This window comes from Micromonospora palythoicola (assembly GCF_036689795.1).
In the GTDB taxonomy this organism is placed as follows: Bacteria; Actinomycetota; Actinomycetes; order Mycobacteriales; family Micromonosporaceae; genus Micromonospora; species Micromonospora palythoicola.
Map to the genome: position 1 here is coordinate 18024 of NZ_JBAGKI010000043.1, position 23742 is coordinate 41765.

Annotated in this window: 24 protein-coding genes; 10 read left to right on the top strand and 14 right to left on the bottom strand. The window is 72.4% G+C overall.

The genetic code is table 11. The features are described from left to right. The first annotated feature begins 14 nt into the window (after positions 1–14). The 4 genes from V5O40_RS18855 (at position 15) to V5O40_RS18870 (ending at position 3256) form a co-directional block, all read left to right on the top strand. A complete protein-coding gene (locus tag V5O40_RS18855; protein WP_332906682.1) occupies positions 15–932 on the top strand; it encodes a S1C family serine protease in 918 nt (305 codons plus the stop codon). Positions 933–939: 7 nt separating this feature from the next. After that, the gene (locus V5O40_RS18860) at positions 940–1635 is read left to right on the top strand and encodes a response regulator transcription factor (protein WP_332906683.1); all 696 of its coding nucleotides are present in this window, start codon (positions 940–942) and stop codon (positions 1633–1635) included. Further along, a complete protein-coding gene (locus tag V5O40_RS18865) occupies positions 1632–2837 on the top strand; it encodes a sensor histidine kinase (protein ID WP_332906684.1) in 1206 nt (401 codons plus the stop codon). The genes V5O40_RS18860 and V5O40_RS18865 overlap by 4 nt, the downstream gene beginning before the upstream one ends. Positions 2838–2956: 119 nt before the next feature. Next, positions 2957–3256, top strand: coding sequence for a BON domain-containing protein (locus tag V5O40_RS18870; RefSeq protein ID WP_332906713.1), 300 nt, complete (start codon positions 2957–2959; stop codon positions 3254–3256). 64 nt (positions 3257–3320) lie between these two features. Here V5O40_RS18870 and V5O40_RS18875 read toward each other — a convergent pair whose 3' ends face one another. Then, entirely contained in the window at positions 3321–3890 is a 570-nt protein-coding gene (locus V5O40_RS18875) for an STAS domain-containing protein (RefSeq protein WP_332906685.1), read from the bottom strand. A gap of 212 nt (positions 3891–4102) precedes the next feature. Between V5O40_RS18875 and V5O40_RS18880 the strand changes: the two genes are divergently transcribed. Both V5O40_RS18880 and V5O40_RS18885 read left to right on the top strand, forming a co-directional pair. Beyond that, positions 4103–5209 carry an L-dopachrome tautomerase-related protein gene (locus V5O40_RS18880; RefSeq protein ID WP_332906686.1) on the top strand — a complete coding sequence of 369 codons (1107 nt, stop codon included), beginning with the start codon at positions 4103–4105 and terminating at the stop codon, positions 5207–5209. 104 nt (positions 5210–5313) lie between these two features. Then, the gene (locus V5O40_RS18885) at positions 5314–5484 is read left to right on the top strand and encodes a hypothetical protein (RefSeq protein WP_281563207.1); all 171 of its coding nucleotides are present in this window, start codon (positions 5314–5316) and stop codon (positions 5482–5484) included. Positions 5485–5520: 36 nt separating this feature from the next. Here the strand turns inward: V5O40_RS18885 and V5O40_RS18890 are convergent, their stop codons facing one another. Together V5O40_RS18890 and V5O40_RS18895 are read right to left on the bottom strand one after the other, a co-directional pair. Further along, entirely contained in the window at positions 5521–6678 is a 1158-nt protein-coding gene (locus tag V5O40_RS18890; RefSeq protein ID WP_332906687.1) for a fatty acid desaturase family protein, read from the bottom strand. 16 nt (positions 6679–6694) lie between these two features. Beyond that, positions 6695–7786 (bottom strand): ferredoxin reductase, encoded by a 1092-nt coding sequence (locus V5O40_RS18895; RefSeq protein WP_332906688.1) that lies wholly within the window; start codon positions 7784–7786, stop codon positions 6695–6697. 84 nt (positions 7787–7870) lie between these two features. On the opposite strand from V5O40_RS18895, the gene V5O40_RS18900 reads away from it, so the two are divergent. Further along, positions 7871–9124, top strand: a complete 1254-nt coding sequence (locus V5O40_RS18900; protein ID WP_332906689.1) for a PucR family transcriptional regulator — start codon at positions 7871–7873, stop codon at positions 9122–9124. A 31-nt stretch (positions 9125–9155) separates the two neighbouring features. Here V5O40_RS18900 and V5O40_RS18905 read toward each other — a convergent pair whose 3' ends face one another. The 9 genes from V5O40_RS18905 to V5O40_RS18945 all read right to left on the bottom strand — a co-directional run bounded on the left by V5O40_RS18905 (position 9156) and on the right by V5O40_RS18945 (position 17132). Beyond that, entirely contained in the window at positions 9156–10727 is a 1572-nt protein-coding gene (locus V5O40_RS18905) for a Na+/H+ antiporter (protein ID WP_332906690.1), read from the bottom strand. 82 nt (positions 10728–10809) lie between these two features. Continuing rightward, positions 10810–11598, bottom strand: a complete 789-nt coding sequence (locus V5O40_RS18910; protein ID WP_332906691.1) for an IclR family transcriptional regulator — start codon at positions 11596–11598, stop codon at positions 10810–10812. Then, positions 11595–11975: a 4-carboxymuconolactone decarboxylase gene (gene pcaC / locus V5O40_RS18915; protein WP_164447050.1), complete on the bottom strand. Its 381-nt coding sequence runs from the start codon at positions 11973–11975 to the stop codon at positions 11595–11597. Before pcaC ends, V5O40_RS18910 begins: the two co-directional genes overlap by 4 nt. Next, positions 11972–12754: a 3-oxoadipate enol-lactonase gene (gene pcaD, locus V5O40_RS18920; protein ID WP_332906692.1), complete on the bottom strand. Its 783-nt coding sequence runs from the start codon at positions 12752–12754 to the stop codon at positions 11972–11974. Before pcaD ends, pcaC begins: the two co-directional genes overlap by 4 nt. Then, complete coding sequence (gene pcaB / locus V5O40_RS18925) at positions 12751–14166, bottom strand: 3-carboxy-cis,cis-muconate cycloisomerase (RefSeq protein ID WP_332906693.1); 1416 nt, start codon at positions 14164–14166, stop codon at positions 12751–12753. Before pcaB ends, pcaD begins: the two co-directional genes overlap by 4 nt. Then, positions 14141–14710, bottom strand: coding sequence for a protocatechuate 3,4-dioxygenase subunit alpha (gene pcaG, locus V5O40_RS18930; protein ID WP_332906694.1), 570 nt, complete (start codon positions 14708–14710; stop codon positions 14141–14143). Before pcaG ends, pcaB begins: the two co-directional genes overlap by 26 nt. Next, positions 14703–15443, bottom strand: coding sequence for a protocatechuate 3,4-dioxygenase subunit beta (gene pcaH, locus V5O40_RS18935; protein WP_332906695.1), 741 nt, complete (start codon positions 15441–15443; stop codon positions 14703–14705). Before pcaH ends, pcaG begins: the two co-directional genes overlap by 8 nt. A 103-nt stretch (positions 15444–15546) precedes the next feature. Further along, the gene (locus tag V5O40_RS18940; RefSeq protein WP_332906696.1) at positions 15547–16317 is read right to left on the bottom strand and encodes a CoA-transferase subunit beta; all 771 of its coding nucleotides are present in this window, start codon (positions 16315–16317) and stop codon (positions 15547–15549) included. Then, positions 16314–17132 (bottom strand): CoA transferase subunit A, encoded by an 819-nt coding sequence (locus V5O40_RS18945; RefSeq protein WP_332906697.1) that lies wholly within the window; start codon positions 17130–17132, stop codon positions 16314–16316. Before V5O40_RS18945 ends, V5O40_RS18940 begins: the two co-directional genes overlap by 4 nt. Before the next feature lie 340 nt (positions 17133–17472). On the opposite strand from V5O40_RS18945, the gene V5O40_RS18950 reads away from it, so the two are divergent. Continuing rightward, positions 17473–18933 (top strand): benzaldehyde dehydrogenase, encoded by a 1461-nt coding sequence (locus V5O40_RS18950; RefSeq protein WP_332906698.1) that lies wholly within the window; start codon positions 17473–17475, stop codon positions 18931–18933. Between the two features lie 24 nt (positions 18934–18957). Continuing rightward, positions 18958–20127 carry a 4-hydroxybenzoate 3-monooxygenase gene (locus V5O40_RS18955; RefSeq protein WP_332906699.1) on the top strand — a complete coding sequence of 390 codons (1170 nt, stop codon included), beginning with the start codon at positions 18958–18960 and terminating at the stop codon, positions 20125–20127. Between the two features lie 42 nt (positions 20128–20169). On the opposite strand, the gene V5O40_RS18960 is transcribed toward V5O40_RS18955, so the two are convergent. Together V5O40_RS18960 and V5O40_RS18965 are read right to left on the bottom strand one after the other, a co-directional pair. Then, positions 20170–20889: a class I SAM-dependent methyltransferase gene (locus V5O40_RS18960; RefSeq protein ID WP_332906700.1), complete on the bottom strand. Its 720-nt coding sequence runs from the start codon at positions 20887–20889 to the stop codon at positions 20170–20172. Between the two features lie 62 nt (positions 20890–20951). Continuing rightward, complete coding sequence (locus V5O40_RS18965; RefSeq protein WP_332906701.1) at positions 20952–21908, bottom strand: DUF4034 domain-containing protein; 957 nt, start codon at positions 21906–21908, stop codon at positions 20952–20954. A gap of 211 nt (positions 21909–22119) precedes the next feature. Here V5O40_RS18965 and V5O40_RS18970 point away from each other — a divergent pair, with 211 nt between their 5' ends. Further along, complete coding sequence (locus V5O40_RS18970; protein ID WP_332906702.1) at positions 22120–23577, top strand: PepSY-associated TM helix domain-containing protein; 1458 nt, start codon at positions 22120–22122, stop codon at positions 23575–23577. Positions 23578–23742 lie beyond the last annotated feature (165 nt).

Consider the following 23742-nt stretch of genomic DNA (forward strand, 5'->3'; position numbering starts at 1 on the left):
GGAGGGGACATCGCATGCACAGCACGATCGCCGGACTGGGTGAACCGCGCGGCCCACGCTTCGTCTCGCCGGCCCTGCCGACGGACGAGCAGCCGCCCGGGTCCACTTCGGTCCCGGCACCCCCGGTCACGCCGGCGGGGCTCGACGACCCGGCGGACCGCAGCGGCGCACCGGCCGCCGCGGCGGCCCGCTGGCCCCGGCTGCTGCTGGCCGGGCTCACCGTGGTGGCGGTGTCCGCGGGTGCCGGCGGCGTCGCCGGGCACCTCACCGCCGGTGCGGCACCGACCGACATCCCGCAAGCCGTGCCGGCCGGCCCGACCGGGAGCACGGCGGCCGACCTGGTCACCGCCGCCGACCAGGTGTTGGCCGGGGTGGTGTCGGTGCGGGTGTCCGGCGGTGGTCGGGGTGCCTCCGGATCGGGGTTCCTGATCGACGATCGGGGGCACGTGGTCACCAACAACCACGTGGTCGCCGGCGGCGGCACCATCCAGGTGATCGGCCGGGACGGCCGGCGGCTCTCCGCGCGGTTGGTCGGCCGGGACCCGGGTACCGACATCGCCGTGCTGCGCGTCGATCCGGGTAACGGTCTGCGCCCGCTGCCGCTGGCGTCGGCCGGCCGGACCCGGGTCGGTGAGCCGGTGCTCGCCGTCGGTTCGCCGCTCGGGCTCTCCGGCACGGTGACCGCCGGGATCGTCAGCGCGCTGGACCGGCCGGTCCGGCTCGGCGGTGGGGCGCGGCAGCCGGCGGTGCAGACGGACGCGTCCATCAACCCGGGAAACTCCGGTGGCCCCCTCGTCAACGGCCGGGGCGAGGTGGTGGGTGTGAACACCGCCATCGCCACGCTCGAGGGCAGCGGCAACATCGGGATCGGCTTCGCCATCCCGGTCGAGCGGGCGGCCCAGGTGGCGCAAGGGCTGATCGCGAGGGGATAACTGACAGATGCGGCTGCTCGTGGTGGAGGACGAAGAGGATCTGGCCGGTGCGTTGCGGGTCGGGCTGGCTCGCGCCGGCTACGCCGTCGATCTCGCCGCCGACGCGGCGCAGGCGTACGACCTGCTGCTGGTCAACGCGTACGACCTGATGCTGCTCGACGTCAACCTGCCCGACGGCGACGGGTTCGCGGTGTGCCGGGCGATCCGGTCCGGCGAGGTCGAGGTGGCCGGTGGGCGGGACCTCCGGGTGCTGATGCTCACCGCCCGGGGTGGTCTGGGTGACCGCGTCCGCGGCCTGGACGAGGGCGCCGACGACTATCTGGTGAAGCCGTTCGCGCTGGCCGAGTTGCTGGCCCGGGTACGGGCGCTGCTGCGTCGGGACACCGGCGGCACCGGGGTGGTGCTGACCGTGGGCGCGTTGACCCTGGACGTGGCCCGACAGGAGGCCCGGCGGGGGGCCCGGCAGCTGCACCTGACCCGCAAGGAGTTCGGTGTCCTGGAGTACCTGATGACCCGCCCGGGGCGGGTGGTGCCGGCCGAGGAGCTGCTGGAGCACGTCTGGGACGCCAACGCCGATCCGTTCACCGAGACCGTCCGGGTCACCGTGGGTACGCTGCGGCGCAAACTCACCGGCGGCGGCGACGAACCGGCGATCGAGACGGTCGTCGGGCGCGGCTACCGGCTGCGGGAGGTGCTGGCATGACTGTCTTCCGGTCGATCCGGTTCCGGCTGACGGTGCTCTACTCGACGCTGTTGTTCGCGCTCGCCGGCGCCGGTCTGGCGGTGGCGTACGTGGCGGTGGACCGGGCGGTCGACCCGAAGCCGATCACCAAGCGGTACGAGGCGCAGTTGGTCAAGCTCAAGAGCGACGGGCGTACGGTGCCCACCGGCACCACCCTGGAGGTGGCCGAGGTCCAGCAGATCGAGGACGAGGTGAACCTGCGGCTGCTGCAGACGGTCCGGGACTACTCGTTGATCGCCCTCGGCGGGCTCTTCGTGGCCAGCCTCGGCATCGGGTGGGTGCTCTCCGGCCGGGCGTTGCGTCCGGTGGGCGCGATCGCCCGCACCGCCCGGGAGATCCAGGCCACCGACCTGTCCCGCCGGATCCGCCTGACCGGCCCCCGCGACGAACTGCGCGACCTCGGTGACACCATCGACTCGATGCTCGACCGGCTGGAACACGCCTTCCAGGCCCAGCGCCAGCTCATCGACGACGCCTCGCACGAGCTGCGCAGCCCGTTGGCGATCATTCGGGCCAACCTCGACGCGTCGCTGACCACTGCCGAGGCCGGCGAGCAGGAACGGGCCGGCGCGGTGGCGACGATCGACCGAGCGACCACCCGGATGTCGCGGCTGGTCGAGGACCTGCTGGCCACGGCCCGTCGGGACGCCGACTCGATGTCCGACACGGACGTGGATCTCAGCGCGGTGGCCCGCGAGGCGGGCGAGGACTTCGCCGCCCTGGCCACCGGCCGTGGCCTGCGCCTGCGGTACGCGCTCGAGGCGGGACTCATCCTCATCGGCGACCCCGACACGCTACGTCGGGCCGCCGGCAACCTGCTGTCCAACGCGGTGCGTCTGTCCCCGCTCGGCGGGGCGGTCACGGTGGCCACCGGCCGGGTGGGCGACTGGTTGTGGTTGGCCGTCGCCGACGAGGGACCGGGCATCGCCGAGGCCGATCAGGCGCGGGTCTTCGACCGGTTCTGGCGGGGCGAGGCCGGGCGAGGCGGCTCCGGTGACCGGCGGACCGGGCTGGGGTTGGCCATCGTGCGGCAGATCGTCGAGTCGCACGGCGGCCAGGTCGCGGTCTTCTCCCGGACGGGTACGGGCAGCACCTTCGTGTTGTGGCTGCCGGCCGCCGATCGGACCGGAGACACCCGGCCGCCGGCCAGCACGCCACTGTGACTGTCATCCAACTGTCATCCAACCGTGCGGTCGACTCCAAGGTCGTTGCGCAAGGTGGTGGTCGATCGGGACGGCGCGTCGGGTCGCCGGCATCAACGACGAAGGAGACCGCTGTGGTGATGCCGTGGCCCTGGCCGATGCCCGACGATCACTCCTTCCGCGCGCTGTGGGACGAGCCGCAGCACCACGACGAGGATGTCCGGCTCGCCGCCCTGGTCGCCCAGCGGCTCAGCGCTGACTGGTCGACCCGGCGGCAGCAGATCACGGTGATGGTGCAGAACCGGGTCGTGATCCTCACCGGCCTGGTCGCCAGCGCCGAGACCCGACGGGCGGCCGGCGAGTTGGCGTGGGACGTCGAGGGTGTGTCGGACGTCTGCAACGCGTTACGGCTGGCCGGTCACCGGCGCGGACGCCGCTGAGCTTCGGCTCGTCCACGGTGCCCGGCACCGGTGCCGTGGACGAGCCGAACCCGATCAACGTCGCCTACTCGGACGCGTCGAGAACCACCGCGCGGCTCTGGAGCCGGGCGAGCGCGTCGGCGCGGGTGTCCGCGACCGGGAACACCTCGTCCAGCCGGGTGACCCGGAGCACCTGACGGATCAGCGGTGACCTCGACGCCACGCAGAGCAGTGCGCCGCGCTCGGCGGCGTGCCGGTGAGCGCGGACGAGCAGCCCGAGGGCGGTGGAGTCGAGCAGGTCGGTCCCGCCGAGGTCCACCAGGACATGCCCGCCCATGTCGGCGGCGTGCCGCAACGCGATGCCCAGGGTGTCACCGGTGTCGACGTCGACGTCGCCGGCGACGGTCACCACGGTGACGGCTCCGAGGTGCTCGATGCCGAGGATGCCACCGGGCACACCGGCAGCGGCGGGACCGAGCTGGGTGCAGTGTGCGCAGCGGTGCGGTCCGTGGGCCAACGGGGAACCGCTCCAGCCGTGCTCGGACACCAACGGCCAGACCACCTCCGCGTCGGAGGCCATCCGCGGCCCGGCGACCGTGTCACCGCAGTTGTCACAGGTCAGGGTGACCAGGTGGTCATCCAGTACGACGGCCATGGCTTGCTCCTTCCCAGCTCAGAGGGGTCGGGGTCCCACCCTGCCGGGGTCAGGTGGCGGGGACCGCGCGGACACGTGACGGTTGGGTGACGAATGGCCTTCCCGCTGCTTGCGGGTCGGATGGGCGACGACGCTGTCGCGTACCTCGTCCGCTTTGAGACGATAGACGTAGAGAGATCAGTTGATCCCTGTGTGCGACGGGAGGTCGAAGGATGCGAAAGGCACTACCCACCGACGAACCGGTCGGCACGCTGGACGTGGTCCACCGGTTCTGGGGCGCGATGCCCACCGGGGTGACCGTCTCGCACCGTGGTCGGATCTTCGTCAACTTCCCCCGGTGGGGTGACGAGGTGCCCGCGACCGTGGTGGAGCTGCGGCGCGGGCGCGAGGTCCCCTTCCCCGACCTGCGGTGGAACACGCCGTCCGGCGACGACGACCCGTCGGCGTTCGTGTCGGTGCAGAGTGTGGTGGTCGACCCGGCCGACCGGCTCTGGGTGCTCGACACGGGTAGCCCGATGTTCCAGCCGACCTCTCCCGGCGGGCCGAAACTGGTCCGGGTGGACTTGAGAACCGACACCGTCGCCCAGGTGATCACCTTCCCGCCCGACGTGGTGCTGCCCACGTCGTACCTCAACGACGTGCGCTTCGACCTGCGTCGCGGGGAGGCCGGCATCGCGTACCTCACCGACTCCGCCGATGGTGCCCCAAACGCCATCATCGTGGTCGACCTGGCCACCGGGTCCTCGTGGCGGCGCCTGAACGACCACCCGTCCACCAAGGCGGCACCGCTGGCGGACTTCCGGCCGGTGGCCGAGGGACGACCGTTCCTGGTCCGCCCCCCGGACGCTCCCCCGCAGCCGGTGGGCGTCGGCGCCGACGGCATCGCCATCTCCGCCGACGGCGCCCGGCTGTACTACTGCGCCCTCGCCACCCGACGCTGGTACAGCGTCGCCACCGACGCGCTGGCCGACCGTGCGCTGGGTGACGCGGAGGTCGCCGCGACGGTGGTCGACGAGGGCGACAAGGGCGGCGGCGCCGACGGCCTGGAGTCCGACGACGCCGGCCGGCTCTACCTGACCAACTACGAGCACAACGCGGTGCTGCGGCGCCGTCCCGACGGTGAGTACGAGACCGTGGTGCACGACGCCCGGCTGCTCTGGCCCGACACGCTCAGCGTGGCCACCAGTCGGCACCTCTACATCATCGCCAACCAGGTGCACCGGCAGCCGCCGTTCAACCGCGGCCGGGACCTGCGACGCAAGCCGTACGCGCTGTTCCGGACCCGGATCGACGCGGGCCCCGTGCTGCTACGGCCGTGACGCCGACCAGCCCCGATCGGGTGGAAGTGCCGCCCGGTCGGGGCGGGTTTCGTCCCGCCGCCCGTAGCGTCGGAGGACAGTGACCCCGAGGTGAGGAGCCGGTCGTGACCGAGCCGGAGGAAGAGCGCGAGAAGAGCGCGAAGACCGACCCGGTGCTGTTCTCCCCGGACGGCGACCCGCATCACAATCCGGCACAGGCCCCGCTGCCGGACGAGCACCCGCCGGTGACGTACTCCCACGACGGCGAGACCGACGTGATCGACGGCGAGCAGTAGGACACAGGTCCGACGGCAGCGGGGGCTGCCGGGTGGTCAGGCGGCGACGAGCGCCGGGGTGGGGTGCTCGGCGGAGTCGTCGAGCGGAGTGACCGGCGGCGCCGGCTGACGGCGGTTCGGCAGGGCGAGCCGGAAGACCTTCCGCCACGCGGAGAAGACCTGCCGGGGCAGCGAGCCGGTGGTGTACTTCAGCCCGTACCTGTCGAACAACGCCCGCACCTCCGGCGCGATCTCCTGGTAGCGGTTGCTCGGCAGGTCGGGGAAGAGGTGGTGTTCGATCTGGAACGACAGGTTGCCGGTCATGATGTGCATCAGCCGGCTGCCGCTGATGTTGGCCGAGCCGAGCATCTGCCGCACGTACCACTCCCCCCGGGTCTCCCCCTCGATCGAGGTCTTCTCGAAGGTCTCCACCCCGTCGGGGAAGTGCCCGCACATGATGACCGAGTGGCTCCACAGGTTGCGGACCAGGTTCGCGGTGAAGTTGGCGGCCAGGGTGTGCAGGAACGACGGGCCGGACAGCAGGGGGAACAGCAGGTAGTCCTTGAGGAACTGACGGCGGATCTTCCGGCCGACCGCGCGGACCCTGGTGCGGAACTCGGGGTCCTTGTGGCCTCCGTTCTTCAGCTTGTTGCCCAGGTCGAGGTCGTACGCGGCGATGCCGTACTCGAAGAAGCAGGCGTTGAGGAAGTTGTAGAGCGGCTGCCCGAGGTGGGCCGGGTGCCAGGGCTGGTCCTCGTCGACCCGCATGATGCCGTAGCCGAGGTCGTTGTCCTTGCCGACCACGTTCGTGAACCGGTGGTGCAGCTCGTTGTGCGACTGCTTCCACTGGTCGGCCGGGGCGACGTGGTCCCACTCCCAGCTGGTCGAGTGGATCTTCGGATCACGCATCCAGTCCCACTGACCGTGCAGGACGTTGTGCCCGATCTCCATGTTCTCCAGGATCTTCGCCACCGACAGCCCGGCGGTGCCGACGATCCAGGCCGGTGGGAACAGCGAGAACAGCAGCACCACCCGGCTGCCGATCTCCAGCTTCCGCTGGGTCGAGATGACCTTGCGGATGTACGCGGCGTCCCGCTCGCCCCGGGAGGCGACGACCCGCTCCCGGATGGCGTCGAGTTCCTTGCCGAGGGTTTCGATGTCCTCGGCGCTGAGGTGGGCGATCGGGTTTACGGCCTTCTTCTGGATCACGGTCACGTCGGTCGGTCTCCGATCAGATCTCGAGTTCGCACGGGCCGGCGGCGGCAGACACGCAGGTCTGCACGCGTACGCCGTCCCCCGGCAGGGCGGTGGTCAGCTGGCCGTTGCGCAGGTCGCGGACCGCGCCCTGGCGCAGCGGCAGCACGCAGCCGAAGCAGATGCCCATCCGGCAGCCCGACGGCATCAGCACCCCGGCGTTCTCGCCGGCATCCAGCAGCGGGGTGGCGCCGGCGGCCTCGACGGTCACCGACGAACGGGTGAAGGTGACGGTGCCGCCGTCACCGGCGGTGATCACCGTGGGGCGGAACCGCTCGGTGTGCAACCGCGCGGCGTGGCCGCGGGCCGACCAGTGCTCCTCCGCCGCGTCGAGCAGCCCGAGCGGGCCGCACGCCCAGGTCTGGCGCTCCAGGTGGTCCGGGACCAGGGTGTCGAGTTCGGCCACGTTCAGCAGGCCCTCGACCTCGGTGTGCCGCTCGACCAGGCGGATGGCACCGCGCTCGGCGAGGCCGCGCAGCTCCGCGCCGAAGACCACGTCCGCGGCGGTGGGCGCCGAGTGCACGAGCACCACGTCGCTGCCGGCCAGGGCCCCCGAGCGCAACATTCCGGCCACCGGGGTGATGCCGCTGCCCGCGGTGAGGAACAGCACCCGCGACGGCGCCCGCTCCGGCAGCACGAAGTCGCCGCGCGCCTGATCGAGCTGCACGATCGTGCCCGGCCGCAGCCGGCGGACCAGATGGTTGCTGACCACGCCGTCGGGGATCGCCTTCACCGTCACCGAGATGGGGTCGGCGCGCCAGCCGGGGGCCGAGGTGACCGAGTAGGCGCGCCACTGGCGCACCCCGTCGACATCGACACCGAGCCGGACGTACTGGCCGGGGACGTGCCCGCGCCAGCTGCGGCCGGGCTGGATCACCAGGGTCGCCGCGTCCGGGGTTTCCGGGTGCACCGCGACGATCCGGCCGCGCAGCTCGGCACCGGCGCGTAGCGGCGCGACCAGGTCGAGGTAGTCGCTGGGCAGCACCGGCGTGGTCACCGTCTCGGCGAGCCGCCACAGGCGGCGCCGAAAAGATCTCGTCGGGCCCGGTCGCGGGACGGTGGCGGTCATAAGACGATGGTCGCGGCGCGCTGGCATAAAATCTTGGCCAGCGAAGGTAAAGCGATCCATCCCTTTTGTGCGGGGAGAACAACCGTGGCGGAACCCTCCGGAACGACCAATCGGGCGGCCCGCATCGAACTGGACCAGCGGGTGGCCCGTGAACTGCGCGACCGGCTGCCGTTGGTGGCCGGGCAGACCGTCACCGCGATCACCGGCGAGGTGCCCAGCTACTCCGGCACCCTGACCGGCCAGATGCGGGACAAGATAGAGAACGCGGTGCAGATCGCGCTGGGCACCTTCCTGCAACTGCTCGAACAGTCCCAGACCGCCGACCGTACGCAGGTCAGCGATCCGAGCACCCCGCTGGTCCCGGCGCTGGAGGCCGCGTACGCGCTGGGTAGCGGCGAGGCCCGGTCGGGCCGCAGCGTGGACGCGCTGCTGGCCGCGTACCGGGTGGGTGCCCGGGTCTCCTGGCGGGAGCTGGCCGCCGCCACCGTGGCGACCGGGCTGCCCGCCGCCACGGTCGCCGAGTTCGCCGAGCTGATGTTCGCCTACATCGACGAGCTGTCCGCCGCGAGTGTCGCCGGGCACGCCGACGAGTTGGCGAGCGTGGGCCGGGCCCGGCGGCGGAACCTGGAACGGCTCACCCAGCAGTTGCTCGCCGGTGAGGCGGAGGACGTGCTGCTGCGCAGCGCCGAGCGGGCCGACTGGCCGGTGCCGCAGACCCTCACCGTGGTGCTGCTGCCGCAGGCGAAGCTGCGCGGGGCGCTCGCCCTGCTGGCCGAACACACCCTGGAGAGCAGCGAGGAACTGCCGGCCGGTGAGCCCGGCGAGGAGACCGCGGTGCTGCTCGTACCGGACATGCACGGCGACCGGCGGCGGCAGCTCGCCCGGGTGCTGCACGGCCGCCGCGCGGTGCTGGGGCCGTGTCGTCCCTGGGCCCGGGTCAGTTCCTCGTACCGGCGGGTGGTCCGGGTGGTCGCACTCGGTATCGCCCAGCCCACCGACGGTGAGCCCCTGGACACCGAGGCGCATCTGGCCGAGTTGCTGCTCAGCGCCGACGTCGAGGCGCTCGCCGACCTGCGCACCCGGGTCCTGCAACCCCTCGCCGCGCTGCCCGCCGCCACCGCCGAGCGCCTCACCGAGACGCTGCGGTCCTGGCTGCTGCACCAGGGACGGCGCGACGACGTCGCCGCCGACCTCTTCGTCCACCCGCAGACCGTGCGCTACCGGATGGGTCAGCTGCGCCAGATCTACGGTGACCGGCTCACCGATCCGCGTAGTCTGCTCGACCTCACGGTCGCGCTGGCGCTGCCCGTCGGCGGTGCGGCCACGGCCACCGCGTGAGCGGCGTCGACATCGAGCCGGAGTCCGGCCGTCACTCGAACGGCGTCGGACCCAGCAGGCGGATCTCCTCGACGTCGAGTCGGGCCTGCAACTCCTGCAACACGGTGTCGTCGATCTCCCGCCGGTCACGCATCCCGGTGAGCTCGCGCCGCTTGTGTTCGAGGGCGGCCAGCCGCAGTTGGCGCTCGACCTCCCGGGCGGTCACCGATTCGTCCTCCGGCTCGGCCCGCATCGCGTTCAGATGACCCGCGTACTCGGCCCGGAGCCGGTGCAGGATCTCCGCTTCGGCACCCACCCGGCCGGCGAGGTCGGGCAACGCGTCGAGGGTGGCCTGGGTGGCGGTCACCTGCGCCTGCCGTGACTCCGCGACCCGTTCCGGGTCGCCGCGCAACCCGGCCCAGGTCAGCAGGAACGGCAGGGTGGTGCCCTGCACCAGCATGGTCACCAGGATCACCGTGGCGACACCAAAGATGATCAGATCCCGCTCCGGCACCGGGCTGCCGTCCCGCGCGGTCAACGGCACGGCTAGCGCCGCGGCCAGCGAGACCGCCCCTCGGAAACCGGCCCAGCCGGCCACCGTACGGACCCGCCAGTTGACCTGGCGGGCGAGCTGTGACTCGCGCCGATCGAGCCGGGCCACGGCGGCGATCAGGTGCAGCCAGAGCATCCGGACCAGCACCAGCACCCCGGCCACCACGAGCGCGATCACGACGGCCCGGCCCAGGGACACACTCGTGACGTTCCGCACCGCCCGGGGAATCTGCATGCCCACCAGCACGAAGAGTCCCCCGTTGATGAGGAAGGTGGTCAGATCCCAGAACGACAGCGCGAGGATCCGGGACCGGGCCCGGATCACCCGAGGGCTGGCGTAGGAGAGCATCAGGCCGGCCACCACCACCGCGAGCACCCCGCTCTCGTGGATGCTGTCGGCGAGGAAGAAGGCGGTGAACGGGGTGAGCACACTCAGCGCGCCCTCTCGCAGCGGGTCGTCGATGCGCTTGCGGATCAGGATCACCACCGTGCCGACCACCATGCCGGCGGCGATGCCACCGAGGAAGGACAGGCCGATCCGCTCGACCAGCTCGAAGGCGCTCGGTGCGGCACCCCCACCCAGCAGACCGAGCGCGATGGCGAACAGCACCAGGGCGGTGCCGTCGTTGACCAGGCTCTCCGCGCGCAGGGTGGTCAGCAGCCGGCGGGGCATCCGCTTGGCCAGCCCGGCCACCGCCGCGGCGTCGGTCGGGGCGAGCACCGCGCCGAGCACCCAGGCCACCGCCGGGTCGACACCGAAGCGCTGCACGACCAGCGACACCGTGACCATCGTGACCCCGACCAGACCGATCGCCAGCAACGCGATGACCACGATGTTGGCCCTGATCTCCCGCAGGCTGACGACCAGGCTCTCCCGGTAGAGGATCGCCGGCAGGAACAGCAGCAGGACCACCTCGGGCGCGAGGACGACGTGCGAGAACGGGGGCAGCAGCGCCACCAGGGCACCCAGGCAGATGAGCAGCACCGGCGGGGCGACCCGGTACCGGCCGCCGATGGTGGTGCCGACCACCACGACGACGCCCAGCGTGATGACCAGCAGCAGCTCGCGCACCCCGCCCCCGTTCGTCGCCCCCCACATGGTGGTACGCCGACGGACCGTCCCGGGCCGATTCGCGCAGGCCGCGAAGCCGGGCTCAGCGACCGGGACCGGCGCCCAGGTCCTCCTCGATGCGCCTGGCGGTGGCCAGCAGCGGCGGCAGCAGTTCCTTGCGGATCATCTCGAACGAGCCGCGGCTGGCGTGGGCGGATACGTTCACCGCGGCCACCACCGAACCGTTGTCGCCGTGGATCGGCGCGGCCAGTGACCGCAGCCCCTCCTCCAGTTCCTGGTCGACCAGGGCGTACCCCTGGCTGGCGATCTTCGTCAGGAGGCCGCGCAGCTTGGCCGGGTCGGTCACGGTGCGCCGGGTCAGCGGGCGTAGCTGCGCCGTGGCGAGATAGTCGTCCAGCCATCCGGCCGGCTGCGCGGCGAGCAGCACCCGACCCATCGACGTCGCGTACGCGGGGAACCGGGTGCCGACACTGATCCCCACCGTCATGATCCGCTTGGTGGGCACCCGGGCGACGTAGACGACCTCGTCGCCGTCGAGCACCGACACCGAGCAGGACTCGTGCACCTGCGCCACCAACGCCTCCATGTGCGGCTGCGCCACCTCGGGCAGGCTCAGGCTGGACAGGTAGGCGTAGCCGAGATCGAGGACGCGCGGACGCAGCGAGAACAGCCGCCCGTCGGTGCGGACGTAGCCGAGTTCGACGAGGGTGAGCAGGAAACGTCGGGCCGCGGCCCGGGTCAGCCCGGTGGTGCGGGCCACCTCGCTGAGCGTGAGCTGCGGGTGTTCGGCGTCGAAGGCCCGGATCACCGCGAGCCCGCGTTCCAACGACTGGACGAACTCGCCGGGTCGGGCCGTAGCCTCCTCGGTCACCGGCCCTCCTGCCGCAGCGTCTCCTGGGCCACCTTGAACGCCCGGTTCGCCGCCGGTACGCCGGCGTAGACGGCCACCTGGAGCAGCACCTCCTTCACCTCGTCGGGGGTGAGGCCGTTGCGCAGGGCGGCACGTACGTGCATGGCCAGTTCCTCGTCGTGGTGCAGGGTGGCCAGCACGGCGAGGGTGACGCAGCTGCGGGTCCGCCGGTCCAGCCCCTCCCGGGTCCAGATCTCACCCCACGCGTAGCGGGTGATCAGGTCCTGGAAGTCGGTGGTGAACTCGTCGGTGCCGGCGACGGCCCGGTCGACGTGCGCGTCGCCGAGCACCTGCCGGCGTACCGCCATGCCGGCCTCGTACCGCTGCTGGTCGGTCATCTGGGCACCACGCCTTCCGGATCGAGGTGTGCCGCGAGCAGTCGGGCGACGGCCTCGGGTCGCTCGACGTTGGCCAGGTGCGCCGCGCCGTCGAGCACCACCAGGCGGGCCGAGGGGATCCGCTCGGCGATGGCGGCGGCCTGCTCCGGTGGGGTCGCCGGGTCGTCGGCGGCCCCGATCACCAGCGTCGGGGCGCGCACGGCGGCCAGGTCCGGACGCAGATCCATCGCGGCGATCGCCTCGCAACAGCCGGCGTACCCGGCGGCGGGAGTGCTCACCAGCATGCTCCGGTACCCGGCGACGGTGTCCGGGTTACGCGCGGCGAAGGCGGGAGTGAACCAGCGTTCGACGATCGCGTCGGCGATGCTGTCCAGCCGACCGGCCCGGACGGTGGCGGCCCGGGCCCGCCAGCCCTCGGCCGGTCCGAGGGATGCGGAGGTGCACAGCAGGGCGAGGCGATCGATCCGCTCGCCGGCGTGCGCGGCCAGCCACATGCCGACCATCCCGCCGAGGGAGAGCCCGGCGTAGTGGACCCGGGCCACGCCCAGGGCGTCCAGCAGTCGCAGCACCTTCCGGCCGAGCAGGTCGATGGTGTACGGCCCGGCCGGCACCACGGAGCCGCCGTGGCCGAGATGGTCGTAGCGGACCACCCGGTAGCGCTCGGTCAACGCCGCCACCTGCGGCTGCCACATCGCGCCCGTGGTGCCCAGGGAGCTGCCGAGCAGCAGCACCGGCGCGTCCGGCGGACCGTCGACGGTGACGTGCAGCCCGGCGGTCACGGCTGCGCCTCGCGCGGTCCGGCGGCTGTGCCGCGCGTCGCCTCACGGCGCGGTTCGGCGCTGGCGGCCGGGCCGCGCGTCGCCTCACGGTGCAGGTCGAGGGCGCGATCGATCAGCTGCCCGGCGCTGCCGAGCCAGCCGGCCGGGTCGAGGGCGGCGTCGACGTCCGCCTCCGACAGGTGGGCGCGCAGGTCCGCCTCGGCCAGCAGCGCCGCCCGGAAGTCGGGCCGGGCGGCGGCGCGGCGGACCAGGCCGTGGGCGGCGGCACGGCCGAGGGCCGGTGCCAGCCGGGCGGCGACCGCCTCGGCGAGCAACAGGCCGCCGCTGGCGTCCAGGTTGGCGCGCATCCGCCGCGGACGCACGTCGAGGCCGGCGAGCATCCGGGCGGTACGGGCGGCCGCCCCGCCGGCCAGGTGCGTCAGGTCGAGCAGGGGCTCCCACTCGGCGTGCCAGCCGCCGGTGGCCCGCTCGTGTTCCTGACCGGCGGCGGCGAACAGCGTGCCGACGAGCCCGGGGCCGCGCCGGGCCACGGCGGTGACCAGCACCGAGTCCACCGGGTTGCGCTTGTGCGGCATCGCCGAGGAGCCGCCCCGCTCCGCGCCCCCCTCGGCCACCTCGCCGACCTCGGTCTGCGCCAGCAGGCCCACGTCGAGGGCGATCTTGCCGGTGGCGGCGAGCAGCCCACCGAGGGCCGCGGCCAGGTCGAGCAGGGGCTGACGGCGGGTGTGCCAGGGCAACGGGCTCGCCGCCAGGCCCAGGTGTGCGGCGAACCGGTCGACCATCACCGGCCCGGCCGCGCCGTAGCCGGCGAGGGTGCCCACCGCCCCGCCGAGTTGTGCGGGCAGGTCGGCGCACGCCCGGGTCAGCCGGGTCCGTGCCTGCACCAGGCCGACCAGCCAGCCGGCGGCCTTGAGCCCGAAGGTGGTCGGTGCGGCCTGCTGGCCGAGCGTGCGGGCGATCATCAGGGTGTCGCGGTGGGTCCGGGCCAGCCGGGCGGCGGCGTCGGCGGCGTCGGCGAGGTGCCGCAGCAGCGGACCGGCGGCGCGGACCGCCACCAGTGACAGCGCGGTGTCGAGCACGTCCTGGCTGGTGGCGCCGTGGTGCACCCACGGCCGGGCCGGTTCGGCGACCGCGGCGGTCAGCTCCCGCACCAGCGGGACCACGGGGTTGCCGGCCGCCTCGGCCGCGGGACCGAGAGCTGCCGGGTCGTACCGCTCGACGCGGCACTGCCGGACGATCTCCTCGGCGGCCTCGGCGGGCAGCAGCCCGACGTCGGCGCCGGCCCGGGCCAGGGCGGCCTCCGCGTCCAGCAGCGCCCGCAGCAGGGCGTGGTCGCCGAGTTCGGCGTCGACGTCGGGGGTGCCGGAGAGCCCGCGCAGCAGTGCCTCAGACGGCGAAGAAGACGGTCTCATGCTCTCCCTGAAGGCGGATGTCGAACTGGAACCCGTCCGTGGCCGGCCGGGCCAGCAGCGTGTCACGCCGCTGCGGGTCGACGGTACGCAGCACCGGGTCGGTGGCGTTGGCCGCCTCGCCGGAGAAGTAGACCCGGGTGACGAGGCGGTGCAGCAGCCCTCGGCCGAACACCGACAGGGTCAGGTGCGGTGCCTCGGTGTCGCCGTCGAAGGTGGGCAGCGGCCCCGGCTTGACGATGTGCAACGCGTACCGGCCCTCGGTGTCGGTCTCGGACCGGCCGAAACCCCGGAATCCGGGGACCGCCGACGGCCGGGCGCCACGCGGATCGTCGGGGTGGTCGAAGCGCCCGTCTGGGTCGGCCTGCCAGCTCTCCACCATCGCGTCGACCACGGCCGCGCCGGTGCCGTCGACGATCCGGCCACGCAGCCAGAACGCCCCCGGCGTGCCCGCCGGCACCACGTACGGCCCGTCCGGCCAGCTCAGCCCGATGTGCAGGTACGGCCCGACGGTCTGGGCGGGCGTGACGCCCAGCGACTCACTCATCGTCGTCCTCGTCCTCGAACACGGTGGCCTCCCGGCCCCGCAGCACGATGTCGAACTCGTAGGCCAGCGCCCACTCGGGCCGGGTCGTGGCGTGGTCGTAGCGGGCCACCATCCGCTGTCGGGCCCGCTCGTCGCGGACCGAGTTGAAGATCGGGTCCTGGGAGAACAGCGGGTCGCCCGGGAAGTACATCTGGGTCACCAGCCGCTGGGTGAACGCCCGGCCGAACAGGGAGAAGTGGATGTGCGCGGGCCGCCAGGCGTTGTCGTGGTTACGCCACGGGTAGGCGCCGGGCTGCACGGTGACGAAGTGGTACCGCCCGGCGGCGTCGGTCAGGGCCCGCCCGACGCCGGTGAAGTTCGGGTCCAGCGGCGCCGGCCAGGTGTCGGCGGCGTGCCGGTAGCGACCGGCGGCGTTGGCCTGCCAGATCTCCACCAGGGTGTGCGGAACCGCGCGGCCGTCGCCGTCGACGACCCGGCCGTGCACGATGATCCGCTGACCGAGCGGCTCACCGTCGTGCTGGCGGGTCAGGTCGTGGTCCCGCTCGCCGAGGCGGCCCTCGCCGAGCAGCGGGCCGGTGACCTCGGTGAGCCGCTGCGGCAGGTAGGTCAACGGCTGCTGCGGTGCCCGCGCCACGGTCGAGCGGTAGCCGGGACTCAGCAGCGGCGGATGGGCGTCGACGTCGTCGCGTCGGTAGCTCGGCAGGATCAGTTTCCGCTCGGCGTCCTGGGTCACGGCCGCTCCTCCCCGTCAGTCGTTCCGAGTATCCGCGCCCAGCAGCAGCCGAGCGGAAGCCGGAGGATGATCGCACCACCCCCGATGACCGGACTGCGCCAGTTCACGCCGCCGCCCGCATGGTCGCTTCGAGGGCGCGCAGCACGGCGAGTTCCTCGGCGGTGGGCGGCTCGACGGTGCCCAGGTCCCGGGCGACGGCGAGCGGCCAGCCGGTGGACTCGCGGGCCCGCTCGACGGTCACGCCCGGATGCAGCCGGGTGAGGGTGAGTTCGCAGCTGTCCGGGTCGGCTTCGAGGATGCCGAGGTCGGTGATGACGGTGCGGGGTCCACCACCGCGCAGGCCGAGCCGGGCCCGGTCACCGGGGCCGGCGCCGTAGCCGACCGAGGTGACGAAGTCGACGCGTTCGGTGAAGGTACGTCGGCTCTGCCGGACGATCACCACCACCTCGCCGCAGGAGGCGGCGATCTCGGGAGCGCCACCGGCACCGGGCAGGCGCACCTTCGGGTCGGTGTAGTCGCCACCGATGACGGTGGTGTTGATGTTGCCGTACCGGTCGAGCTGCGCGGCGCCGAGGAAGCCGACGTCGATGCGCCCGGGTTGCAGCCAGTAGTTGAACACCTCGGGCACCGGGATCACCGCGTCGGCGGTGTCGGCCAGGACGCCGTCACCGATGGACAGCGGCAGCCGGTCGGGCTTGGCGCCGAGACACCCGGACTCGTAGATCAGCACCAGTTCGGGCGCGTGGGTGGCGCGGGCCAGGTTCGCCGCGGTGCTGGGCAGGCCGATCCCGACGAAGCAGGCGGTGCCGTCGCGCAGCTGCCGGGCGGCCGCCACCGTCATCATCTCGTCGGCGGTGTACTGACGCTCGCTCATGCCCTCGCCTCCGAATTGTGCACGTGCTGTTCGATCCACCGCTGGAAGGTGTCCCGGTCCCGGCTGATCTCGTCCCAGGCCACGTAGAAGGCGTTGTCCCGCACCGAGTAGCCCTGGGCGTAGGAGGGATGGGCACCGCCGGGCACGTGCGCCACGGCGGTGACCGCCCAGCCGGGCAGCACGACCTGGCCCGGTACCGGGGTCAGCTCGTCGACGATCTCCTCGACGGTGACCAGGGACCGGCGGGCGGCCAGCAGCGCCTCCTTCTGTACGCCGGTGATGCCCCACATCTGCACGTTGCCGGCGCGGTCGGCGCGCTGGGCGTGCACCACCGTCACGTCCGGGTTCAGCGCGGGGACCGCGGTCAGCGTCTCCCCGGTGAACGGGCAGTCGATGCTGCGGATGTTGCCGGTGTGCCTGGGCAGGTCGGTGCCGGTGTAGCCACGCAGCACGGCGAAGGGCAGGCCGGAGGCACCGGCGACGTATCGGTTGGCCATCCCTGCGTGGCTGTGTTCCTCCAGCTCCAGCGGGACGGGCCAGGAGTTCTGTACGGCGTCGCGGAAGCGGTGCAGGGACCCCACGCCGGGGTTGCCGCCCCAGGAGAACACCAGGCGACGGGCGCAGCCCGCCCCGATGAGCTGGTCGTAGACGACGTCCGGGGTCATCCGCACCAGGGTCAGGTCGCGCCGCTCCTGCCGGATGATCTCGTGACCGGCGGCGAACGGGATCAGGTGGGTGAACCCCTCGAGGGCCACCGTGTCCCCGTCGCGGACCAGTTCCGCGACGCCGTCGGCGAGCGGGACGAGCTTCGCCATGGGCCTCCCTGCCTCCTGTGTCGAACGCCCATCGACATGTGTTCGGTATGCGGACCGGCGTACTTATCTCGAACGTAATCCGCCTCGGTGACGTTCGTCAACGCGGCCCGGCCGACCGCCCTCCCGGGCCCGACCGATTGCAGAAATGTTGCGGCGATCCGTTGACGCGGATCGGGTACCGTGCAAATGTCCTTGATGAGAACGCTTGTTCGGCAGGCGAACAAGCGCCGTGCGACCGACCCAGGCCACCGCCGGGGCCGCCGCACGTGTCAGGCGTGACCGGACCATCCGCCGGCCACCTGCCCGTGGCTGTCCCACCTGCGGCGCAAGGAGGATCACCATGCCCCTGCTCGACACCGACACCTGGCACGGCCGGCTCTACAGCGATGGCTGGGTACGGTCGGCCGGCGGCACCGCCGCCGTCCGTGCCCCCGCCACCGGCGAGGAAATCGGCCAGGTCGGCGTGGCGGACGCCGACGACGTCGCGCGGGCCAGTGCCCGGGCCGCCGCCGCGCAGCGGGCCTGGGCCGCCACCAGCTACACCGAGCGGGCTGCTGTGCTGCGCCAGGCCGGCGCGTTGTGGGAGCAGCACGCCGCCGAGGTCGGCGACTGGGTGGTCCGCGAGTCCGGGTCGATCCCGCCGAAGGGCGTCCTGGAGACCGGCACCGCCGCGCAGGAGTGCTACGAGGCCGCGACGCTGCCCTCGCAGTCGCTCGGTGAGATCATCCCGAGTGCTCAGCCCCGACTGAGCCTGGCCCGCCGGCTACCCGTCGGCGTGGTGGGCGTCATCTCGCCGTTCAACGCTCCGCTGATCCTGGCGATCCGCTCGGTCGCCCCGGCGCTGGCGCTGGGCAACGCGGTGGTGCTCAAGCCGGACCTGCGCACGGCGGTGTGCGGCGGCCTGGCCATCGCCCGGGTCTTCGAGGAGGCGGGGTTGCCCGAGGGACTGCTGCACGTGCTGCCGGGCGGAGTCGCCACCGGCGAGGCGCTGGTGGCCGACCCGCGGGTACGGGTGATCAGCTTCACCGGGTCGTCCGCCGCGGGCCGCAAGGTCGGTGAGGCCGCCGCGCGGCACCTGAAGCGGGCGCATCTGGAACTGGGCGGCAACTCCGCCCTGGTGGTGCTCGACGACGCGGACCTCGACCTCGCCGTCTCGGCCGGGGCCTGGGGTTCCTTCCTGCACCAGGGGCAGATCTGCATGACCACCGGCCGGCACCTGGTGCACGAGAGCCTCGCCGAACGGTACGTCACCGAGTTGGCCGCCAAGGCCGACCACCTGCCGGTCGGTGACCCCGCCAAGGAGCAGGTGGCGCTCGGGCCGATCATCGACGAAGCGCAGCGCGACAAGATCCACTCGCTGGTCACGTCGAGCGTGGACGCGGGTGCCCGGTTGGCCGCCGGCGGCAGCTACGACGGGCTGTTCTACCGACCCACCGTGCTCGCCGACGTCACCCCGGACACCCCGGCGTACGCGCAGGAGGTGTTCGGCCCGGTCGCCCCGGTGCTCACCTTCGGCGACCTGGACGAGGCGGCGGCACTGGCCGGCGCCAGCGAGTACGGTCTGTCGCTGGGCATCCTCAGCCGCGACGTGATGAAGGCGATGGCGTTGGCCGAGCGCATCCCCAGCGGCATCGTGCACATCAACGACCAGACCGTCAGCGACGAGGCGTTGGCCCCGTTCGGCGGGGTCGGCGCCTCCGGCACCGGCTCCCGGTTCGGTGGGCCGGCGGCGAACATCGAGGCGTTCACCGAGACGCAGTGGCTCACCGTGCAGGGTGACATCACGCGCTACCCGTTCTAGGCCGTCGGACCCAAGGAGGCATGGATGCGTACCCAGGTCGGCATCATCGGAGCGGGACCGGCCGGTCTCATGCTGTCGCACCTGCTGCACCGGCACGGCATCGACTCGGTGGTGCTGGAGAGCCGCAGCCGGGAGTACGTGGAGCACCGGTTGCGCGCCGGCGTGCTCGAACAGGGCTCGGTCGACCTGCTGCGCGACACCGGCCTGGGGGCCCGCCTGGACCGGGAGGGGCTGCGGCACGAGGGCATCGAGCTGCGCTTCGACGGCGAGTCCCACCGGGTGCCGATGACCGAGCTGACCGGCCGGGCGATCACCGTGTACGGCCAGCAGGAGGTGGTCAAGGACATGATCGCCGCCCGGCTGGCGGCGGGCGGGACGATCCTGTTCGAGGCACCCGCCGACCGGTTGTCCGGACTGGACACCGCCCCGGTGGTCCACTTTCGACACCAGGGCCGGGCCGAGGAGTTGCACTGCGACTTCGTCGTCGGCTGCGACGGCTACCACGGGATCAGCCGGCCGGCCGTGCCCGAGGGGGTGCTCACCACCTACGAGCGCACCTACCCGTTCGCCTGGCTGGGCGTCCTCGCCGCCGCCCCGCCCGCCGTGGAGGAGCTGATCTACGCCCACCACGAGCGCGGTTTCGCCCTGTACAGCATGCGCTCGCCGCAGATCTCCCGGCTGTACCTCCAGGTTCCGGCCGACGAGGACATCGCCGACTGGCCGGACGAGCGGATCTGGGCCGAGTTGCGTACCCGGTTGGAGACGGTGCCGAACTGGACGCTCAACGAGGGTCCGGTGCTGGAGAAGTCGATCACTCCGCTGCGCAGCCTGGTGGTCGAGCCGATGCAGTGGCAGCGGCTGTACCTGGCCGGCGACGCGGTGCACATCGTGCCGCCGACCGGGGCCAAGGGCATGAACCTGGCCCTCGCCGACGTCGCGCTGCTCGGTGACGCCTTCGCCGCCTGGTACGCCGACGGCAGCACCGACCTGCTGGACGGCTACTCGCGTACCGCGCTGCGGCGGGTGTGGCGGGCACAGCAGTTCTCCTGGTGGATGACCTCGATGCTGCACCGGCTCAACGCCGACGACCCGTACGAGGCGAAGCTCCAGTCGGCAACCCTGCGCTACGTCACCACCTCCCCGGCGTACGCGACAAGCCTCGCCGAGAACTACGTCGGCCTGCCCGAGGTGTGAGGGAGAGGCCCTTCAACGTCTCAGGAGTGCGCGTTCGACGTCTCAGGAGTGCGCGGCAGCCTTGCGCGCGAGGATGAGCTGGAAACGGGGGCTGCCGTCGCGGTGCGTGCCCAGGGCGGGCAAGACGGCGTCCGTCGCGGTGAAGCCGGCCGCCGTCAGGTCGGCACAGAGCCCGGGCAACGGCGCGCTGTGGTAGTACATGACGAACGGCGGGCGCCAGACGACGTTGCGTACCCGCATGACCAGGTCGAATCCGCGCGTCATCCAGTGCGACACCGAGGTGGGCGGTGCCGTGCCGATCGGGATGGCGAAGAGTCCGCCGGGCCGCAGCGCCCGGTACACCCCGGCGAAGAGCGCGGGCCGTTCGGTCGGCAGGAAGTGTCCGAGCGCTCCGGCGCTGACCGCGAGGTCGAAGCCCGCGGCGAACGGCAGCGCCCGAGCGTCGGCCCGGACCCAGGTGGCATCCGGGTACGCGCGGCGGGCCTGGGCGAGCATTCCGGCGCTGAAGTCGACGCCGGTGATCCCTTCGGAACACAGGGACCGGAGCACCCGCATGCCCGCGCCGGTACCGCAGCACACGTCCAGGCCGTGCGCGAACGACCCGAGTTCGGACAGCGCCTCGACGGTCGCGTCGAGCACGCTTTCCGGCGTACGAAAGGGCGTGTGGTCGAACTTCGGCGCCAGCAGGTCGTAGCCGCGCTCGACCGAGGAGAGCGCCTGGACGCACAGCTCCCGCAGCGACGGGCCTTGTGGCGAGAACACCGGCCGAGGGTACCTGCCGACCGTCACCCGCTCCGGCCTAAGTCGGGCCGTACCGCAGTTCGTCAGTTGCGGTTCGCGCTCACGTAGTCGAGGGAGGCGGTGAATTTCTCGACCGGGTCGCCGAGGATCATCCACGGCCACTCGGTGACCATGCCGTCCAGCAGTGCGAACGCGTGCCAGGCCGCGTCGAACTCGTCAGCCAGTTCGAAGGCCAGCGCGAACGTCGCAACTCGGGGTGCCCAGCCCGGGCCGGCAGGGATGTAATCCGGGTGGAAGATGGAGTTCTCCGCCGCGGCGAGCAGCTCCGTCCGGACCTCGTCCGAGACGATGTAATCGTTGGCCTCCGCTCGTTCGGTGCGGTCCCACTTCTCGATGTGGGCGACGGCCACCAGCTCATGCAGGAGACTGTTGGGTCCGGCCGCAGCGGCAGCACCCCGGGCGAAGTCGAACATCTGCTCATGACTACCGGACCATTTCGCGCACAGGTACTGCAGCCGCTGCTCGTGCGCGACGAGGTGCCCGGGGTGCAGTCGAGTCACCGCGTCGAACCGCTGCTGAGCCTCGACCGCACCGATGCCCAGCCCGCGGGCACTGGTCACCAGCCACGCCCACGCCGTCACGTTGTCCGGTTCGCGGGCGATCACCTGCTGCAACGTCGCCTCGGCGTAGTGCAACCGCTCGTGGAATCCTCTGAACTGCTCGGCACTTGTGTACCTGGCCAGTTTGCCGCCGCGTGCCTCCCACGCCCAGTGCACCGCGTGACAACCGGCTACCAGCAGCGGCAGCGTCGACTCCGGCTCGGCGTCGATCCAATCGCCGATCCAGTCCTGAATCCCGTCGACCCCGCCGACGGCCTCCATCAGGAAGGCCAGTTCGTCCGGGTCGGCTGCCATGGTGAGCAGCTCCCGGGCCCACTTCCACTTGCGCTTCTCCAGCGCCCGGATCAGGGCCTTGCGGTGCGGGTCACCGTAGGTCGGGTCCAGGACCGGCTCCGTCGGGTGCTTCTTGAACGGCCACATGCCAACCCAACCTCCGTGTCGTGCGCCGCACCGGCCGCCGATCCTAGACGATCATGGTTGGGCGCAACGACGTCGGAGTCGCGGGAACCAGCACGGGCCGCCGTCCGACTAGGTGATCGAGCGGCGGGCATCCGGGCGACGGCCGGCAGCACTGACCCGAAGGGCACGGGCCAGGTCCGCAGCATGACCTCCTCACCCGATCGGAACACGCATGTCTCTGACCGAATTGTCCGACGAGTCCGCGTCGGAGTCCCTCCCCGGCCCGGTACCCGCCAGCTCACCACGGCGCGCCGCGCCGCTGGCGGCGTTACTGCTGCGCCTGCACTTCTACGCCGGGGTCCTGATCGCCCCGTTCCTGGTGGTCGCCGCGCTGACCGGCCTGGCGTACACCGTCACGCCGCAGCTGGATCAGCTCCTCTACGGCGACCAGCTCACCGTCGCCAGCGTCGGCAACCAACCGAGGTCGTTGGCCGATCAGGTCACCGCGGCCCGCAACGCCCACCCGACCGGCGATCTGGTGTCGGTGGCCCCGGGTACCGGCGACCAGACGACCCGGGTCGTCTTCGCCCTTGAAGAGTTGGGCGAGAAGCAACACACCGTCCACGTCGACCCGTACACCGGCGAGGTTCGCGGGCAGCTCACCACCTGGTTCGGCTCCACCCCGGCCACCACCTGGCTCGACGACCTGCACCGCAACCTGCACCTGGGCGACCTCGGGCGGCACTACTCCGAGATCGCCGCCAGTTGGCTGTGGGTACTGGCGCTCGGCGGCATCATCCTGTGGTGGCGTCGCCGGAACAACGGACGTGGTCGCGCCAGGCACCTACTGGTTCCGGACCTGTCCGCCGCCAAGGGGGTACGGCGAACCCGGAGCTGGCACGCCACCACCGGTGTCTGGCTCGCCGTCGGGTTGCTGTTCCTCGCGGCCACCGGGCTGACCTGGTCCCGCTTCGCCGGTGCGAACTTCGGCGCCGGGTTGGACGCGCTCGACGCCCGGCGGCCGGTGCTGTCCACCACGTTGGACGGTGCCCCGAGTGCCGGTGGCGGCGAGCATCAGCACGGCGGCGGTTCGGCGTCGGCGGCTGCCGACCCGGCCACCTTCGACCGGGTCCTGGCGGTGGCTCGGGACGCCGGCCTGTCCGGGCCGGTCGAGATCAGCCCGGGCGGGCCCGGTACCGCCTGGGCGGTCGCCCAGACCGACAACACCTGGCCGGTACGGCTGGACCAGGTCGCCGTCGCCCCGGCCACCAACGCGGTCACGGCGCGCAACGACTTCGCCGACTGGTCGCTGCTGGCCAAGCTCAGCGCCCTGGGCGTACAGGCGCACATGGGGCTGCTCTTCGGCGTGGTCAACCAGATCCTGCTGGCCGCGCTGGCCCTCGGTCTGCTCTGCGTCATCGTGTGGGGCTACCGGATGTGGTGGCAGCGCCGCCCGACCCGGGCCGACCGGCGAGCCCCGGTCGGCACGCCACCGGCGCGTGGTGGCCTGCGCGGGCTGCCCTGGTGGGTGGTGCTGCTCGGCGTGCCGGTGATCGTCGCGGTCGGCTGGGCGCTGCCCTGGTTCGGCATCCCGCTGCTCGGCTTCCTCGTGGCCGACGTCGTCGTCGGCGTGTTCGCCCGCCGAGGTGCCGGCCGCCGAGGCGATCCCGCCCCGACCTCGGCCGGGTGACCTCGAAGCCGTTCCGGCGGGACGCTCGCCCTCCGGACGTCGACGTTCCGCCGGGACGGTGTCGATCGTGGATTCACCCGCTTCGGGGCATGGCGCGCGGCGGCGTTACGGGGTAGAAACATCTCGTCCCCGTTTCTTCACACCGTGATACAAGTCAGCCTGATG

Coding starts and splice junctions, on each gene's coding strand:
- V5O40_RS18855 (WP_332906682.1), top strand. CDS start 15: ATGCACAGCACGATCGCCGGACTGGGTGAACCGCGCGGCCCACGCTTC.
- V5O40_RS18860 (WP_332906683.1), top strand. CDS start 940: ATGCGGCTGCTCGTGGTGGAGGACGAAGAGGATCTGGCCGGTGCGTTG.
- V5O40_RS18865 (WP_332906684.1), top strand. CDS start 1,632: ATGACTGTCTTCCGGTCGATCCGGTTCCGGCTGACGGTGCTCTACTCG.
- V5O40_RS18870 (WP_332906713.1), top strand. CDS start 2,957: ATGCCGTGGCCCTGGCCGATGCCCGACGATCACTCCTTCCGCGCGCTG.
- V5O40_RS18875 (WP_332906685.1), bottom strand. CDS start 3,890: ATGGCCGTCGTACTGGATGACCACCTGGTCACCCTGACCTGTGACAAC.
- V5O40_RS18880 (WP_332906686.1), top strand. CDS start 4,103: ATGCGAAAGGCACTACCCACCGACGAACCGGTCGGCACGCTGGACGTG.
- V5O40_RS18895 (WP_332906688.1), bottom strand. CDS start 7,786: ATGACCGCCACCGTCCCGCGACCGGGCCCGACGAGATCTTTTCGGCGC.
- pcaC (WP_164447050.1), bottom strand. CDS start 11,975: ATGACCGACCAGCAGCGGTACGAGGCCGGCATGGCGGTACGCCGGCAG.
- pcaB (WP_332906693.1), bottom strand. CDS start 14,166: ATGAGACCGTCTTCTTCGCCGTCTGAGGCACTGCTGCGCGGGCTCTCC.
- pcaG (WP_332906694.1), bottom strand. CDS start 14,710: ATGAGTGAGTCGCTGGGCGTCACGCCCGCCCAGACCGTCGGGCCGTAC.
- V5O40_RS18940 (WP_332906696.1), bottom strand. CDS start 16,317: ATGAGCGAGCGTCAGTACACCGCCGACGAGATGATGACGGTGGCGGCC.
- V5O40_RS18945 (WP_332906697.1), bottom strand. CDS start 17,132: ATGGCGAAGCTCGTCCCGCTCGCCGACGGCGTCGCGGAACTGGTCCGC.
- V5O40_RS18950 (WP_332906698.1), top strand. CDS start 17,473: ATGCCCCTGCTCGACACCGACACCTGGCACGGCCGGCTCTACAGCGAT.
- V5O40_RS18955 (WP_332906699.1), top strand. CDS start 18,958: ATGCGTACCCAGGTCGGCATCATCGGAGCGGGACCGGCCGGTCTCATG.
- V5O40_RS18965 (WP_332906701.1), bottom strand. CDS start 21,908: ATGTGGCCGTTCAAGAAGCACCCGACGGAGCCGGTCCTGGACCCGACC.
- V5O40_RS18970 (WP_332906702.1), top strand. CDS start 22,120: ATGTCTCTGACCGAATTGTCCGACGAGTCCGCGTCGGAGTCCCTCCCC.